The sequence below is a fragment of the Cellulosimicrobium sp. MI9406 genome, assembly GCF_040595865.1.
Classification (GTDB): Bacteria; Actinomycetota; Actinomycetes; order Actinomycetales; family Cellulomonadaceae; genus Cellulosimicrobium; species Cellulosimicrobium funkei.
Genome location: NZ_JALIZI010000007.1, coordinates 251,073 through 266,467, shown reverse-complemented (window position 1 = coordinate 266,467; position 15,395 = coordinate 251,073). Strand labels below are relative to the sequence as shown.

Here is a 15,395-nt window from a genome sequence, read left to right as displayed (position 1 = left end):
CGGGCCGCACCGTCGAGCGAGAGGACCCTCCATGACCCGTCTGCACGTCCCCGTCTCCCTGCGGTGGTCGGACCTCGACGCGTACGCGCACGTCAACAACGTGGAGATGTTCCGCCTGCTGGAGGACGCCCGCATCACCGCGTTCTGGACCCACCCGGACGCGGGCGAGGACGCCTGGCCGACGGCCGTCCTGGAGACCGGCCCGCACGCGACGAGCCACACGCTCGTCGCGCGCCAGGAGATCGAGTACCTGCGCCCGCTCGGCTTCACGCGCACGCCCGTCCGCGTCGAGCTGTGGATCGGGCACCTCGGCGGGGCCAGCCTCGAGGTCTGCTACGAGGTGCACGACGGCGCCGCGCGCTTCGAGCGCACCGGCCCCACCTCGGGCGGCGCCCCGTACGCGAAGGCCGCGACGACGATCGTCGTGGTCGACGCCGCGACGGGCTCGCCCCGGCGCATCAGCGAGGCCGAGCGTGCCGCGTGGGAGCCGTTCGTCGAGGAGCCGCTGACGTTCCGCCGCCGCCGCTGAGCCCCCGGAGCGGCGGCGTGCGTCGCCGCTCCGGTCAGCCCGCCTCTCGGTCGTCCCGCGGCCGGTCCGCGGAGGGGCGACCGCTGCGCGCGGCGCGCTCGGCGGCCTCGGCGACGTTGCGCTGCATGCCGCCGAACACCACGCCGTGGAACGGCTTGACGGCCCACCAGTAGAGCTGGCCCGCGAGCCCGTGCGGGTGGAACAGCGCGCGCTGCGCGAAGTAGGTCCGGCCCGGCCCGCTGGCGTCCTCCGGCGAGGGACCCGGCGCGTCGGGGTCGGTCGCGTCGGGGAGCTCGGCCGCCGCCTCGTCGACGCGCAGCTCGAGCCACGCGAGGCCCGGGAGCCGCATCTCGGCGCGCAGCAGGAGCCGACGCCCGGGCTCGATCGCCTCGACGCGCCACCAGTCGAGCTCGTCGTCCACGCGGAGGTAGCGCTCGTCGCGCCGGCCGCGGCGCAGGCCCGGCCCGCCGACGACTCGGTCCATGAGGCCGCGCACGCGCCACGCGAGCGACCACGAGTACCAGCCGCCCTGCCCGCCGATCTCCTCGATCACGCGCCAGAGCACCTCGCGCGGTGCGTCCACGACGGTGCGGCGCTCGTCCACGTAGAGCGAGCCGCCCGCCCAGTCGGGGTCGCTCGGCAGCGGGTCAGACGGCGCCCCGGGCACCGACGCGGACGACCAGCGCGTCGTGACCTCGCCGTCGTGGATGCGCTCGAGCGCGAGCTCGACGGCCCGGTCGAACCCGATGAGCCCCTCGGGCGGGTCGGGCACGTACTGCGCGATGTCGTGCTCGTGGCACACGACCTCGTGCTGGAGCGACTCGACGAGGGGTCGGGCGATGCCGCTCGGCACGGGCGTGACGAGCCCGACCCAGTGCGACGACAGCCGGGGCGTGAGCACCGGCACGCTGACGATGCGCCGCCGGGGGAGGTTCGCCACGCGCGCGTACCGCTGCATCATGTCGCGGTAGGTGAGCACGTCGGGGCCGCCGATGTCGAAGCCGCGCGACACGTCGTCGGGCATCGAGGCCGAGCCGACGAGGTAGCGCAGCACGTCGCGGACCGCGATCGGCTGGATGCGGTTGTCGACCCACTTCGGGGTCGTCATGGCCGGGAGCCGCTCGGTGAGGTAGCGCATCATCTCGAACGACGCGGAGCCCGAGCCGAGGATGACCGCGGCGCGCAGGACGGTCGTCGGGACGCCCGACGCGAGCAGGATCTCCCCGACCTCCTTGCGCGACGCGAGGTGCGGCGACAGCTCGCCCTCCGGCACGTCGGGGAACAGCCCGCCGAGGTAGACGATGCGCCGCACGCCGGCCTCGCGCGCCGCGCGCGCGAACGTCAGCGCGGTGCGCCGGTCGCGGACCTCGAACGTGCGCCCGGTGCCGAGCGAGTGCACGAGGTAGTACGCCACGTCGGCACCCTGGAGCGCCGCCCGGATCTGGTCCAGGTCGCTTGCGTCCGCCTCGACGAGCTCGACGTCGTCCGCCCACTCGCGGCCCGCGAGCCGCTCGGGGTGGCGGGCGAGCGCACGGACCTCGAAGCCGGCGCGGAGCAGCTCGGGCACGAGCCGCCCGCCGACGTACCCGGTGACCCCGGTGACCGCGGCCCTCATCCGAGGAGCTCCAGGACCTCGCGCTCGGCGCGCGTCTGCGAGCGCGTCGACCCGATGGTCTCGCCCCGCTCCCACAGGTCGAACAGCCGCGGGTCGATGTACGACGAGCGCGCCACGGCGGGCGTGTTCCCGAGCTCCTCCGCGACGTCCTTGACGATCCCGGTGACGACCCGGCGCCGGGCGCGCTCGGACGCGGGCGCCGTGCCGGCGTCGGCCAGGGCGCGCGCCGCGAGCACCGTCGCGTGCCACGTGCGGAAGTCCTTGGGCGTCGCGTCGTCGCCCAGGCGCTCCTTGATGCCGGCCTGGACGTCGGCGCTCGTGACGTCGTGCCACACCGCGCTGCCGGTCGCGTCCACGTCGCGCCACGCGAGCAGCTCGACGCCGCCCCGGCGCCGCTTGAGCGTCGTCACGAGCTCGGCGACCACCGGGTCGTCCACGACGACGTCACGCACCTGGCCCGACTTCGCCGGGTAGTGGAAGTGCACGCTCCCGTCGCGGCGGACGCGCGCGTGCTCCTTGCGGATCGTGGCGAGGCCGTAGCTGTTGTTCTGCTTCGCGTAGATCTCGCCGCCCGCCCGGAAGTACGCGAGGTCGAGCAGCCGGAACGCGAGCGCCAGCACCTTCTCGCGCGGCATGCCGGGGAGCTCGAGCTCGCGCGCGACCCGGCGCCGGGCGGCGGGCAGGCGACGGCCGACGTCGAGGACGTGGTCGTGCTTGCGTCGGGCCCGCCGCACCTGCCACTGCTCGTGGTAGAGGTACTGGCCGCGCCCGGCGACGTCCCTGCCGAACGCCTGGATGTGGCCGTTGGGGTACCGGCAGATCCAGACGTCGGACCACGCGGGCGGGACGGCGAGGCGCTCGCAGCGCGCGACCTCCTCCTCGTCGGCCAGGGGCAGGCCCTCGACGTCGAGGAACACCCACGCGTCGCCCTTCGGGCGGCGGGTGTACCCCGGCGAGGTCACGGTCACGCGGCGCAGTCGCACCAGGACAGTGTCGGGCCGACGCGCGTCCGTCGCCCGTCAGAGCGCGGGGAGGCGGACCATGCCCTCCTGGGCGATCGACGCGACGAGCGTGCCGTCCTGCGCGAACACCCGCGCGGCGCCGAGCCCTCGGCCGCCCTGGGCGCTCGGGGCCGACTGCACGTAGAGCAGCCACTCGTCCACGCGCACGTCGCGGTGCCACCACATCGCGTGGTCGAGGCTCGCGATCGACATGTCGGGCGTGACCCAGCTCGTGCCCGCCTGGCGCAGGATCGGCTCGAGCATGACCTGGTCGCACGCGTACGCCATGAGCGCTCGGTGCAGCAGCTGGTCGTCGCCGACGTCGCCCCGCGCCCGCATCCACACCATCTGGTGGTCCTTGGGCTCGTGGTCCGGGTGCAGGTAGAGCGACCCGCCCACGTGCCGCAGCTCGAACGCCGAGTGGTGCGACCAGAACCGCGCGATGGGGTGGTCGATGCCGCCGAGCACGTCGAGCGCGGACGGCACCTGCTCGGGGGCCGGGGCGGCGGGCATCTCGGACGCGTGCTCGATGCCGCCCTGCTCCTCCTGGAACGAGGAGATCATCGACAGGATCGGCTTGCCGTGCTGGATCGCGTGCGTCCGGCGGGCGCTGAACGAGCGCCCGTCGCGCAGCCGCTCGACCGCGAAGTCGATGGGCACGTCGAGGCCGCCGGGTCGCAGGAAGTACCCGTGCAGCGAGTGGGGGAGCCGGCCCTCGGGGACGGTGCGGCCCGCGGCGAGGACCGCCTGCGCGAGCACCTGCCCGCCGTAGACGCGGCCCGTCGGCTGGTGCACGGAGACCCCGCGGAAGTGCTCCGGGTCGGCGGCCGACCCGTCGCCGTCGCCGACGCGCTCGAGGCGCAGCACGTCGAGGAGGTGGTTCAGCGGGTTCGGGACCTGCTCGCGCGGGGCGGCGTCCGACGTCGGGCCGGGGGAGGCCGAGGAGGTCGACGGCGGGGTGGGCTCGGGGGTCACGGGTGGGGGCTCCTTCGCTCGGGCGGCGGGTCGGTCAGTCCTCGAAGGTGTTGAGGAGGGAGTGCGCCGCGCGCTCCAGATAGTCCCACAGCGTCGCCTCCTGGATCGGTGGCAGGTCCAGGGTGTCGACGGCGGCGCGCATGTGCGCGAGCCAGCGGTCGCGCGCGTCGGGGTTGACCTTGAAGGGCGCGTGCCGCATGCGCAGGCGCGGGTGGCCGCGCTGCTCGCTGTACGTCGTCGGGCCGCCCCAGTACTGCTCGAGGAACGCGGAGAGCCGCCAGCGCGCCGGCCCGAGGTCCTCCTCGGGGTACATGGGCCGCATGACCGGGTCGTCCGCGACGCCCTCGTAGAACGCGTCGACGAGACGCACGAACGTCTCGTGCCCGCCGACCTCGTCGTAGAACGTGCGGCTCGGGCGGACCGGCGCGGTCGCGCCCGCGGGGTCGGCCGGCGCGCCGTTCGACAGTCCGGCGACGGGCAGCGTCGGGCGGGGGGTGGGCTCGGTCGTCACCGGCCCATCATCGCACCGGCGGCGGCGCGCTCCCGAGCCCCGAGCCGCCGCCCGGGGCGGTCCGGGCGCACGTCACAGCCCGAGCTCGGCGAGCACCGGCAGGTTCTCGCGCACGACGGCGCGCGCCTCGGCCGCGCTCTCCGCGTCGACCGCGAGGCGCGCGAGCCGTCGGCACTCGTCGACGTCGACCTCGCGCAGGAGCGCCGCGACGTCGGGGATCGCGCGCGCCGTCATGGACAGCGACGACACCCCGAGCCCCACGAGCACGACGGCGAGCACCGGCTGGGACGCCGCCTCGCCGCACACGCCCACGGGCCGGCCCTGCTGGGCCCCGCCCGCGCACGTCGCCTCGACGAGCCGGAGCACGGCGGGCTGCCACGGGTCGCTCAGCTCCGCGAGCGACCCCAGGAGCCGGTCCGCGGCCATCGTGTACTGCGTGAGGTCGTTGGTGCCGATCGACGCGAACGCCGCGCGCGCGAGGATCGGCCCGGAGAGCAGGGCCGCGCTCGGGACCTCGACCATGACGCCCGCCACGTCGAGGCCGTGCGCGCGGCAGCGCTCGACGAACCACTCGGTCTCCCCGACGGTCGAGACCATGGGCGCCATGACCCACACCTCGGCCTCCTCGGCCGCGGCGGCCTGCGCGATCGCGTCCAGCTGCTGCTCGAGCAGCTCCGGCCAGCGCGCGGCGGTGCGCAGCCCGCGCACGCCGAGCGCCGGGTTCTCCTCGTCGTCGACGGTGAGGAAGTGCAGCGGCTTGTCCGCGCCGGAGTCGAGGGTGCGGATCACGACCTTGCGCCCCCCGAACTCGTGGAAGACGGTGCGGTAGGCGGCGACCTGCTCCTCGACGGTCGGCGGCTGCTCGCGGTCGAGGAAGCAGAACTCGGAGCGGAACAGCCCGACGCCCTCCGCGCCGGACGCGGCCGCCGTCGCGGCGCCCGCCGGGTCGCCGACGTTCGCGAGGAGCTGCACGCGGTGCCCGTCGCGCGTGCGGCCCGTGCCGTCGAACGTGCGCACCTGCTGCGAGCGGGCCCGCGCCGCGGCCACCTGCTCGGGCGACGGGTGCACGACGACCGTCCCGGCCGCGCCGTCGACGAGCACGACGTCCTCCGGGGCGAGCGCGGCGCTCGCTCCCGTGGCCGCGACGACCGCGGGGATGCCCTTGGCGTTCGCGACGATCGCGGTGTGCGACGTCGGCCCGGCGCCGTCGGTGACGATCGCCAGCACGCGCGCGGGGTCGAGCGCGGCCGTGGCCGACGGCGCGAGGTCGTACGCGACGAGGACGAACGGCTCGGTGTGCTCGGGCACCCCGGGCGCGGGACGGTCGGTGAGGGCCGCGACGAGCCGGTCGCGGACGTCCGCGACGTCGCGGGCGCGCTCGGCGAAGTACCCGCCGAGCTCGGTGAACTGCCGCACGACCTCCTCCGCGGCCTCCCACACCGCGCGCTCCGGCACGAGGTGCTCGTCGAGCACGCGGCGCCGCGCGTCGGCCGCGAGCGTGGGGTCGGCCGCCATCGTCGCCGTCGCCTCGAGGACGTCGCGCGCGTCGCCGTCGGCGGCGTCGGCGGCGCGCTGGAGGTCGCCCGCGACCTGCTCCGCCGCGGCGTCGACGCGCCGCGCCTGCGCCTCGTGGTCCTCGCGCGGGCCCATGCGCAGCCCGGGCGCCGGCTCGTCGATGGCCTCCGGCATGAGCACCACCGGCCCGACGACCGTGCCGGGGCACACGCCGATGCCCGTGATGACCTGCCGTGCCTCGTCCTCGGTTCCGCCCGTCACGACCCTCGCTCCTCGTCCGCCTCGGGCGTGCGACCCGGGTGCCCGGGCCGGTGCGCACGCGTGCCCGTCACGGTCCGACCGCCAGGCCGCCGTGCACGTCCCTGTTGCGGGGGCGTTGCGGGGCCGCGTCGATCCGGTGACAACCTCGCCAGGAGACTAGGCTGTTCCCAGGTGCTCGGCACCCCGACACCCCGGATCCCCCGCGCGGATCCCCACCCGCGACTCGCCTCAGGAGACACTTTCGATGAGCACCCCCTCGGACCAGAAGGCACAGAACATCCTCGACGCCCTCGGGGGTCAGGGCAACGTGGTCGACCTCGAGCCGTGCATCACGCGCCTGCGCGTCGAGGTCACGGACCCGCAGCTCGTCGACGAGGCGCGCCTCAAGGCGACGGGCGCGTTCGGCGTCGTGCGCTCGGGCCGCGTCGTCCAGGTCATCGTCGGCCCGGAGGCCGACAACCTCGCCGCGGAGCTCGACGGCCTGCGCTGAGTCCCCCGGGTCCCTCCGTACGGGGGGACCGGCGCCGTCGTGGTCGTGCCCGACGGCGCCGCGCGGCTCAGGACGCCGGGCCGCCCGCCGCGTCCTGCACCACGGTCGCCGCGGCGGCGCCGCGCCGCTCGCGGGCCGCCTGCGCGGACCGGTCACCCGTGTCATCGGGACGGTCGTCGGGCCGCGCGTCGGTTCGGTCGTCGGGCAGCGACGGGGAGTGGTCGAGGACGACCACCTGCTGCGCTCCGGCGAGCGGGATGCGCGCGTCGGACAGCGCCTGCCGGACGCGCGACCGCAGCGCCCGCGCCACCTCCCACTGCATCGCGGCCTGGGTCTTCACCTGCACCTTGAGCTGCAGCGCCTCGGCCGTCATGGCCTCGATGCCCGTGACCTCGGGCGGCTCGAGGAAGTACGTGCCGAGCACCGGGTCGCTCCCGACGTCCTCCGCGGCCGCGAGCAGCGCCGCGCGCACGGCCTCGACGTCGGCCCAGTACGCGACGCGCACGTCCACCACCGCGCGACCCCACTCCTGGGTCTTGTTGCCCGTCCGCAGGATCTCGCCGTTGCGGACGAACCACAGCGTGCCGTTGCCGTCGCGGACCTTCGTCACGCGCAGCGCGACCTCCTCGACGGTGCCCGTGACCTCGCCGAAGCCGACCGTGTCCCCGACGCCGTACTGGTCCTCGAGGAGCATGAACGTGCCCGAGAGGAAGTCCTTCACGAGGCTCTGCGCGCCGAAGCCCAGCGCGACGCCCGCGATGCCGGCCGACGCGAGGAACGGCGCGATGTTCACGCCGAGCTCGGTGAGGACCATGAGCACGATCGTCGCGCCGATGACGATGTTCGCGGTCGAGCGCAGCACCGAGCCCACGGTCCGCGCCCGCTGGGCCCGGCGGGCGCTCGCGAGCGGGTTCGCGCGCAGCAGCACCGTGCCGACCTCGGACCCGCCGAAGCCCTTGAGCCGCTTGCCGCGGAGCGTGGGCGTGCCCTCGGCGATGTGCTCGGAGACGCGACGGATGAGCCGGCGCACGACCGCGAGGACGAGCGCCCCGATCACGACGATGAGCAGCACGCGCAGCGGGAGGCCGACGAACCACTCGAACCAGTCGTCGGGGTTGCTCGCGTCGAAGCCGTTGGCGAGCTCTTCCGTGACCTCCGCGGGCGCGCGCACAGCAGGAGCGAGAAGGGGGAGGGACATGCGGGCAGGGTACCCGGGGCACATGAGAGCGCCCCGGGCACGCCGGGCGATCGTCCTGCTGGCAAGGCCCTGGTCTGGCAGGATGCAGGCGTGAGCGAACCCCCGCAGACGGACCTGCCCGAGCCGTTGGTGCAGCTGGCCGACGCCCACGGCGTCGCGTCCGACTTCTGGGACTTCGACGGGACGCGCCGCCAGGTCCGGGCCTCGACCCTCGTCGCCGTGCTGGAGGCCCTCGGCGTCCCCGCGTCGTCCCCGGAGAAGGTGGCCGTCAGCCTCGAGCACTCGCGCGACGACGCGTGGCGGCAGATGCTGCCCCCGACCGTCGTCGTCCGGCAGGGTGACGCCGTGCCGGTCCCCGTGCACGTGCAGGACGGCGCCGCCGTCGACGTCTGGGTCGAGCTCGAGGCGGAGCAGGGCCGCTCCGGCGTCGCCGGGCACCACGCCGCGCGCGCCCCCCGGGAGCGCCGCGACCTCGGCCAGCTCGACGTGTTCGTCGAGCCGCGTACCGTCGACGGCCGGCGCGTCGGCCGCGCGACGTTCGAGATCCCGGCCGACCTGCCCCTCGGGTGGCACGACCTGCACGCCGAGAGCGACGGCGCCCACGCGCGCGCCACCCTCGTCGTGACGCCGCAGCGGCTCGAGCTGCCCGCCGCCGTCGCGGAACGGCGCGCGTGGGGCTTCATGGCCCAGCTGTACTCGGTGCGCTCGCGCGCGTCGTGGGGCGTCGGCGACCTGGCCGACCTCGCCGACCTCGCCTGGCTCGCCGCGCACGAGGCCGGCGCGGACTTCGTCCTCGTCAACCCGCTGCACGCCGCCGAGCCGCGCACGCCGATGACGCCCTCGCCCTACCTCCCGACGAGCCGCCGCTTCGTCAACCCGCTGTACATCAGGGTCGAGGACATCCGCGAGACGGGGTACCTGTCCGCGGCCGACCGCTCGCTCGTCGAGTGGGCGTTCGACCCGGTGCGCGACCTCGACACCGACCCCGGTCCCATCGACCGCGACGCCGCGTGGGAGGCCAAGAAGGCGGCGCTGGAGGTCGTGTTCACCGCGCCCCGGTCCACCGCCCGCCAGGCGTCGCTCGACGCGTTCCGCGCCGAGCAGGGCAAGGGGCTCGAGGACTTCGCCACGTGGTGCGCGCTCGCCGACCACTACGGCGACCGGGACTGGCCGCCCGGCGCGTCCGACCCGAACGGCCCGACCGTCGCGGCGCTGCGCGAGCAGCTCGCCGACCGCGTCGAGTTCTACTGCTGGCTCCAGTGGGTCGCCGACGAGCAGCTCCGCGTCGCGCAGCGCACCGCGCGCGAGGCGGGCATGTCGGTGGGGATCATGCACGACCTCGCGGTCGGCGTGCACCCCGAGGGCGCCGACGTCTGGTCGCACCGTGGCGTGCTCGCCACCGGGGTGTCCGTCGGGGCGCCGCCGGACATGTACAACCAGCAGGGCCAGAACTGGTCCCAGCCGCCGTGGCACCCGCGGGCGCTCGCGCGGGCCGGGTACGCCCCGTACCGCGACATGCTGCGCACCGTCCTGCGGCACGCGGGCGCGATCCGGATCGACCACGTCATCGGCCTGTTCCGGCTGTGGTGGATCCCGGGCGGGGCGCGCGCCGACGCGGGCGCGTACGTCCGCTACGACCACGAGGCCCTCGTCGGCATCCTGTGCCTCGAGGCGCACCGCGCGGGCGCGATGGTCATCGGCGAGGACCTCGGCGTGTTCGAGCCCTGGGTCCGTGACTACCTCGCGGACCGCGGCGTCCTCGGCACGTCCGTCCTGTGGTTCGAGAAGACCGACGACGGCCGTCCCCTTCCCCCGGAGGACTACCGGCGCCTCGCGCTCGCGACCGTCACGACGCACGACCTGCCGCCCACGGCCGGGTACCTCGCGGGCGAGCACGTCGAGCTGCGGGACCGTCTGGGCGTGCTCACGGAGGACGTCGCCGACGTGCGGCGGGCCGCGCGCGCCGAGCGGGACGCGATGATCGCGTTCCTGCGCGAGCGCTCGCTCGTGGGCGAGGACCCGTCCGAGCGCGAGCTCGTCGAGGCCCTGCACCGCCTCGTCCGCAGCACCCCGGCGGTGCTGCTCGGCGTCTCGCTGGCCGACGCCGTGGGGGAGCGCCGCTCGCAGAACCAGCCGGGCACGGACCAGGAGTACCCGAACTGGAAGGTGCCGCTCGGCGACTCGTCGGGCAACCTCGTCCTGCTCGAGGATCTCTTCGACTCCGCCCGCCTGCGCTCGCTCGCCAAGGCGATGAACGACTCCCTCTGACCGGCCGAGCAGGCCGTCCCGGCCCGTCCCGCTCGCCGCACGCACCGGGACCACCTGCTCGCGACGCCGGTACCGGCTGGTCGCGGACCCGCGCGGGACGACGAGCGCCGGGCCGCTCCGTCGGACGGAGCGACCCGGCGCGCGGTCGTGAGGGTGCTGACCCGAGGGGTCAGGCGTCGGCGGCCTGGGCCGCGAGGGCGCGCTCGACGCCGGCGAGGTTCTCCACCACGAGCCGGCGCAGCGCCGGGGCGGCGTCGGCGTTGGCGTCGAGCCACTCCTGCGTCGCGTCGCGCAGCACCGTGCTCGCGAGCGGGGCCGGGTAGAGACCCGTGACGAGCGCCTCGGCGATGTGGTACGACCGCTGGTCCCACAGGGGGAGCAGCGCGTCGAAGTACGCGCCGACGAGCGGCGCGAGCGACTCGGGGTCGTTGACGTGCTGGAACCCGAGCGTGGTGGCGCGGACGATCGCGTTGGGGGCGTCGTCCGAGCCGACGAGGCGGTCGAACGCGGCGCGCTTCGCCGCGGCGGTGGGCACCGTCGCGCGGGCCCGCGCGGCGGACTGCTGGCCCGTCGCGGTCGAGTCGGCGTCGAGCGTCGCCTCGATCTCGGCGTCGTCCGCGAGGTCGAGCAGGACGAGCCCCTCGAGGATCTCCCAGCGCAGGTCGGTGTCGATCTCGAGCCCGTCGAGGGCCGCGGAGCCGTCGAGCAGCGACCGCAGCGCCTCGCCGTGCGCGGGCGTCGACGCGAGGTGCGCGAAGAACTTCACGAGCTGGAACTGCAGGTCCGAGCCGGGGGCCGCGTCCTGCGCGAGCGACCAGAGCACGTCGCCGACGTGCGCGAGCGTCTCCTCGCGGCGCTCCGGGGCCACGTACGTCTTCGCGGCGAGCGCGAGCTGGTTGAGGGTGGTGCGGATCGTCGTCGACTCGGTCTCGCGGGCGATGTTGCCCAGCACGAGGCGCACGTAGTCGCTCGCCGGCGTCTCGCCGTCGCGCGTCGCGTCCCACGCGGAGCCCCAGACGAGCGAGCGGGCGAGCGGGTCGGCGAGGTCCGCGAGGTGCTCGGTCGCGACCTGGAGCGACGCGGGGTCGAGGCGGATCTTCGCGTACGCGAGGTCGTCGTCGTTGAGCAGGACGAGCTGCGGGCGGTCGAGGCCGAGCAGCTCGGGGATCTCGGTGCGCGGCCCGGCCACGTCGACCTCGGTGCGGTGAACGCGCGTGAGCACGCCGTCAACGAGGTCGTAGAAGCCGATCCCGAGCCGGTGCGGGCGCAGCGTCGGGTGGTCGGCCGCCGCCGTCTGCACCACGGAGAACGTGGTGAAACGGCCGTGGGCGTCGAGGTCGAACTCGGGCCGCAGGGTGTTCACGCCCGCGGTCTCGAGCCACAGCGCGGACCACTCGGTGAGGTCGCGGCCGCTCGTGGCCTCGAGCTCGACGAGCAGGTCGCGCAGCTCGGTGTTGCCCCACGCGTGCTTGCGGAAGTACGCCGCGACGCCGGCGAGGAACTGCTCCTTGCCGACCCACGCGACGAGCTGCTTGAGCACCGACGCTCCCTTGGCGTAGGTGATGCCGTCGAAGTTGACGAACACGTCCTCGAGGTCGTTGATCGTCGCGACGATGGGGTGCGTCGAGGGCAGCTGGTCCTGGCGGTAGGCCCAGGACTTCTCCATCGCGGCGAACGTCGTCCACGCCTCGCGCCACTCCGTCGCCTCGGCGGTCGCGAGCGTCGACGCGTACTCCGCGAACGACTCGTTGAGCCACAGGTCGTTCCACCACTTCATGGTCACGAGGTCGCCGAACCACATGTGCGCGAGCTCGTGGAGGATCGTCACGACGCGACGCTCCTTGACGGCGTCAGTGACCTTGGACCGGAAGACGTACGTCTCGGTGAACGTCACGCACCCGGCGTTCTCCATCGCGCCCATGTTGTACTCGGGCACGAAGAGCTGGTCGTACTTGTCGAACGGGTACGGGTGCTCGAACGCGGACTCGAAGAACGCGAAGCCCTCGCGCGTCTTGTCGAACACGTAGTCGGCGTCCATGTGGTCGGCGAGCGACGCGCGGCAGAAGACCCCGAGCGGGATCGTGCGGCCGTCGGACGACGTGAGCTCGCTGCGCTCCACGACGTACGGCCCCGCGACGAGCGCGGTGATGTACGACGAGATGCGCGGCGTCGGCTCGAACGCCCAGCGCGCGACCTCGACGTCGCCGGCGCCGGTGCCGGTCGGGTCGGCCTTCGTGCCGAGCGCCTCGGGCGCGGGCGTCGGCTGGTTGCTCACGACCTCCCACGCCGCGGGTGCGGTGACCGTGAACGCGAACGTCGCCTTGAGGTCGGGCTGCTCGAAGACGGCGAACACGCGCCGCGAGTCCGGGACCTCGAACTGCGTGTAGAGGTAGACCTCGCCGTCGACCGGGTCGACGAACCGGTGCAGGCCCTCGCCCGTGTTGGTGTACGCGCAGTCGGCGACGACGCGCAGCTCGTTGTCGGTCGCGAGGCCGTCGAGCGCGATGCGCGAGTCGGCGAACACCTGCGCCGGGTCGAGCGCACGGCCGTTGAGCACGACCTCGCGCACGGTCGGCGCGACGAGGTCGACGAACGTGCTCGCGCCCTCGGTCGCGGTGAACCGCACCACGGTCGTCGACGCGAACGTCGTCGCCCCCGTCGTGAGGTCGAGGTCGACCTCGTAGGACTGGACGTCGACGATCGCCGCGCGCTCGCTCGCCTCGGCGCGGGTGAGGTTCTCTCCGGGCACTGCATCTCCTCGGTCTCGTGGTCGGGCCGGTCGGCCTCGACGGCGGCCTGTGGGCCACGGACGATCATCCCACGCGTGCCCGCGCCCGCTCCCGGGAATACGCTGCGGTCGCGCGGTGTCGGAACGGGGTGGGGACGCCGTCGGCCCGGCCGCCGCGCCCCGGCGACCCGGACCCCGGGCGCGCCCGACGACGAAGGAGACCGCCCCGTGACGCTCACCGCGACGACCGACCCCACCGCGACCGAGGACGACCTGCGCGTCGCCGACTTCTGGTTCGACCCCGTGTGCCCGTGGGCGTGGATGACGAGCCGCTGGATGGGCGAGGTCGAGCAGGTGCGCGACGTCACCGTCCGCTGGCACGTGATGAGCCTCGCGGTGCTCAACGAGGGCCGCGACCTGCCGGAGGAGTACCGCGAGCTCATGGCGAAGGCGTGGGGCCCGGTGCGCGTGGTCACCGCCGCGCGCGTCGAGCACGGCGAGGACGTCGTCAAGCCCCTCTACGACGCGATCGGGACGCGCCTGCACCCGGGCGGCCGCACCGACTACGACGCCGTGCTGCTCGAGGCGCTCGCGGAGGTGGGCCTGCCCGCGTCGCTCGCCGACGCCGCGGGCTCCGACGCCTACGACGAGCAGCTGCGCGCGTCGCACGCCGAGGGCATCGGCCGCGTCGGCGAGGACGTCGGGACGCCCGTCGTCGCGTTCGGCGGGACGGCGTTCTTCGGTCCCGTGGTGACGCCCGCGCCGAAGGGCGAGGCCGCCGGGCGGCTGTGGGACGGGTGCGTCCTGGTCGCGAGCACTCCGGGCTTCTTCGAGCTCAAGCGCACGCGCACGCAGGGCCCGGTCTTCGACTGACGTCGGGCACGGCGCCGCCCTCGTGCGGACGTCGTGCGGACGTCGTGCAGGCCCCGGGGGCGAGGGCGTCGCGGTGCTCCCGGGGTTCGACCGGTGCGGGTGGCTCGTGCCATGCTTCGTCAGTTCGCGGGCGGTGTCAGGAGCGCCCGCCGCCCGGTCGCGCCGGGCGAGTCCGCCGAGGAAGCCCGCGAGGAGCCGAGCATGTCCCCGAACGCACCCGTGCCACCGCCGCCGCCGCCTCCCGGCGGCGTCCCGGGGGCCGCGGTCGGTCGTGACGACGCCCAGCCGACCACGGCGTTCGCCCCCGTGCCCGCGCACGCGACCTCGGGGCCGCCCTCGTTCGCCCCGACGAGCGGCCCGACGGCCCAGGCGCCGCGCGCGACGCCCGCGGACGGCCAGCCGACCGTCGTCGCGTCGGCGGCGTCCTTCCAGGCGACGACGGTCCAGCACGTGACGCCGATCACCCAGCTCCCGACGGCCGCGCAGCCCGCGGTCCCGGCGCCCTCGCCGTCACCGGTGCCGCCGCAGCGCGTGCGCTACGCGACCGAGCAGAACGGGTTCGGCGTCGCGGCCCCGGTCGGGACGGCCGCGGGCCGTCCCGGCTACGCGCCGGGTGACACGGCAGCCGGTCACGCCGCGGCCGGTCCGTACGCGGGCGGGACGGCGGCGTACGAGCCGACCGCCCAGCCCGCCTACGCGGCCGCCACGCCGCCCGCGCAGCAGCCCGCCTACCACCCGCCGGCCTCGGCAGCCCCGGCCGCCGCCGCCCCGCGAGCCTCGTCGGGAGGGACGGGCGCCCCGTCCGGCCCGTCGACCGGTCGGCGCGACGGGCGCGGCGGGGACGGCGGCGGTCGCGGCTCGAACCGGCTGGGCGCGGGGTGGATCGCGTTCATCGTCGTCGACGCGCTGCTCGTCCTCGGGGCGATCGTCTTCGCGATCTCGCTGCTCGGCGGCGGCGACGAGGAACCGCTCGGCGGGGCGTCGACGTCCCCGGCGGCGACCGCCACGGACGGTGCCGAGGAGCCGGCGCCTGCCGAGCCCACGGTGTCCGAGACGTTCGCGTCGGAGTCGCGGAACATCACGTGCGAGGTGACCGACGTCAGCGCGACGTGCGTGATCGCCCAGCTCGGCACGCAGCCCGCCCCGGTCGACGGGTGCGACGGCACGGTCGGCTACAAGGTCGTCCTGGACGCCGACGGCAGCGTCGACCAGCCGTGCGTGCCCGCGGCGGAGCAGCCGCAGCCCGCGCCGGGGGACACCGCGATCCTCGACTACGGCACGTCCACGACGGTCGGCCCCTTCACGTGCGACAGCGCCGAGACCGGCATGACGTGCCGCGACGACGCCACGGGCAAGGGCTTCACCATCGCGCGCGCGGGCATCCGGACGCTCTGACCGGCCCGACCACCACGCAGGAGGGCCCGCGGCGGG

General features: G+C 75.2%; 12 protein-coding genes. 5 read left to right on the top strand and 7 right to left on the bottom strand.

The window, feature by feature from the left end; translation table 11 throughout:
* Positions 1–31: 31 nt before the first annotated feature.
* Positions 32–529: a thioesterase family protein gene (locus MT994_RS14860; protein WP_043658693.1), complete on the top strand. Its 498-nt coding sequence runs from the start codon at positions 32–34 to the stop codon at positions 527–529.
* A 34-nt stretch (positions 530–563) separates the two neighbouring features.
* Here MT994_RS14860 and MT994_RS14855 read toward each other — a convergent pair whose 3' ends face one another.
* From MT994_RS14855 to ptsP, 5 genes are all read right to left on the bottom strand, one after another.
* On the bottom strand, positions 564–2,144 hold the full coding sequence (locus MT994_RS14855; RefSeq protein ID WP_086151417.1) for an SDR family oxidoreductase: 1,581 nt from the start codon (positions 2,142–2,144) through the stop codon (positions 564–566).
* Positions 2,141–3,130, bottom strand: a complete 990-nt coding sequence (locus MT994_RS14850; protein ID WP_354806933.1) for a DNA topoisomerase IB — start codon at positions 3,128–3,130, stop codon at positions 2,141–2,143. Before MT994_RS14850 ends, MT994_RS14855 begins: the two co-directional genes overlap by 4 nt.
* A 33-nt stretch (positions 3,131–3,163) precedes the next feature.
* The gene (locus MT994_RS14845; RefSeq protein ID WP_354806932.1) at positions 3,164–4,012 is read right to left on the bottom strand and encodes an acyl-CoA thioesterase II; all 849 of its coding nucleotides are present in this window, start codon (positions 4,010–4,012) and stop codon (positions 3,164–3,166) included.
* A gap of 142 nt (positions 4,013–4,154) precedes the next feature.
* Complete coding sequence (locus MT994_RS14840) at positions 4,155–4,586, bottom strand: globin (protein WP_354806931.1); 432 nt, start codon at positions 4,584–4,586, stop codon at positions 4,155–4,157.
* 117 nt (positions 4,587–4,703) lie between these two features.
* Positions 4,704–6,407: a phosphoenolpyruvate--protein phosphotransferase gene (gene ptsP, locus MT994_RS14835; protein ID WP_354806865.1), complete on the bottom strand. Its 1,704-nt coding sequence runs from the start codon at positions 6,405–6,407 to the stop codon at positions 4,704–4,706.
* Positions 6,408–6,615: 208 nt separating this feature from the next.
* Here ptsP and MT994_RS14830 point away from each other — a divergent pair, with 208 nt between their 5' ends.
* Positions 6,616–6,897: a PTS glucose/sucrose transporter subunit IIB gene (locus MT994_RS14830; RefSeq protein ID WP_255181276.1), complete on the top strand. Its 282-nt coding sequence runs from the start codon at positions 6,616–6,618 to the stop codon at positions 6,895–6,897.
* Between the two features lie 67 nt (positions 6,898–6,964).
* Here the strand turns inward: MT994_RS14830 and MT994_RS14825 are convergent, their stop codons facing one another.
* Positions 6,965–8,095, bottom strand: a complete 1,131-nt coding sequence (locus tag MT994_RS14825; RefSeq protein ID WP_354806863.1) for a mechanosensitive ion channel family protein — start codon at positions 8,093–8,095, stop codon at positions 6,965–6,967.
* 90 nt (positions 8,096–8,185) lie between these two features.
* Here MT994_RS14825 and malQ point away from each other — a divergent pair, with 90 nt between their 5' ends.
* Positions 8,186–10,363, top strand: a complete 2,178-nt coding sequence (malQ, locus tag MT994_RS14820; RefSeq protein WP_043658677.1) for a 4-alpha-glucanotransferase — start codon at positions 8,186–8,188, stop codon at positions 10,361–10,363.
* A 169-nt stretch (positions 10,364–10,532) separates the two neighbouring features.
* Here the strand turns inward: malQ and pepN are convergent, their stop codons facing one another.
* The gene (pepN, locus tag MT994_RS14815) at positions 10,533–13,112 is read right to left on the bottom strand and encodes an aminopeptidase N (RefSeq protein WP_340698283.1); all 2,580 of its coding nucleotides are present in this window, start codon (positions 13,110–13,112) and stop codon (positions 10,533–10,535) included.
* Between the two features lie 252 nt (positions 13,113–13,364).
* On the opposite strand from pepN, the gene MT994_RS14810 reads away from it, so the two are divergent.
* Together MT994_RS14810 and MT994_RS14805 are read left to right on the top strand one after the other, a co-directional pair.
* A complete protein-coding gene (locus tag MT994_RS14810) occupies positions 13,365–13,964 on the top strand; it encodes a DsbA family protein (RefSeq protein WP_085388806.1) in 600 nt (199 codons plus the stop codon).
* A 201-nt stretch (positions 13,965–14,165) separates the two neighbouring features.
* Complete coding sequence (locus tag MT994_RS14805; RefSeq protein WP_354806861.1) at positions 14,166–15,359, top strand: hypothetical protein; 1,194 nt, start codon at positions 14,166–14,168, stop codon at positions 15,357–15,359.
* Positions 15,360–15,395 lie beyond the last annotated feature (36 nt).

Bases quoted from the DNA above. Each gene is read 5' to 3' on its own strand.
- MT994_RS14825 (WP_354806863.1), bottom strand. From the start codon at position 8,095: ATGTCCCTCCCCCTTCTCGCTCCTGCTGTGCGCGCGCCCGCGGAGGTC.
- MT994_RS14855 (WP_086151417.1), bottom strand. From the start codon at position 2,144: ATGAGGGCCGCGGTCACCGGGGTCACCGGGTACGTCGGCGGGCGGCTC.
- MT994_RS14805 (WP_354806861.1), top strand. From the start codon at position 14,166: ATGTCCCCGAACGCACCCGTGCCACCGCCGCCGCCGCCTCCCGGCGGC.
- MT994_RS14860 (WP_043658693.1), top strand. From the start codon at position 32: ATGACCCGTCTGCACGTCCCCGTCTCCCTGCGGTGGTCGGACCTCGAC.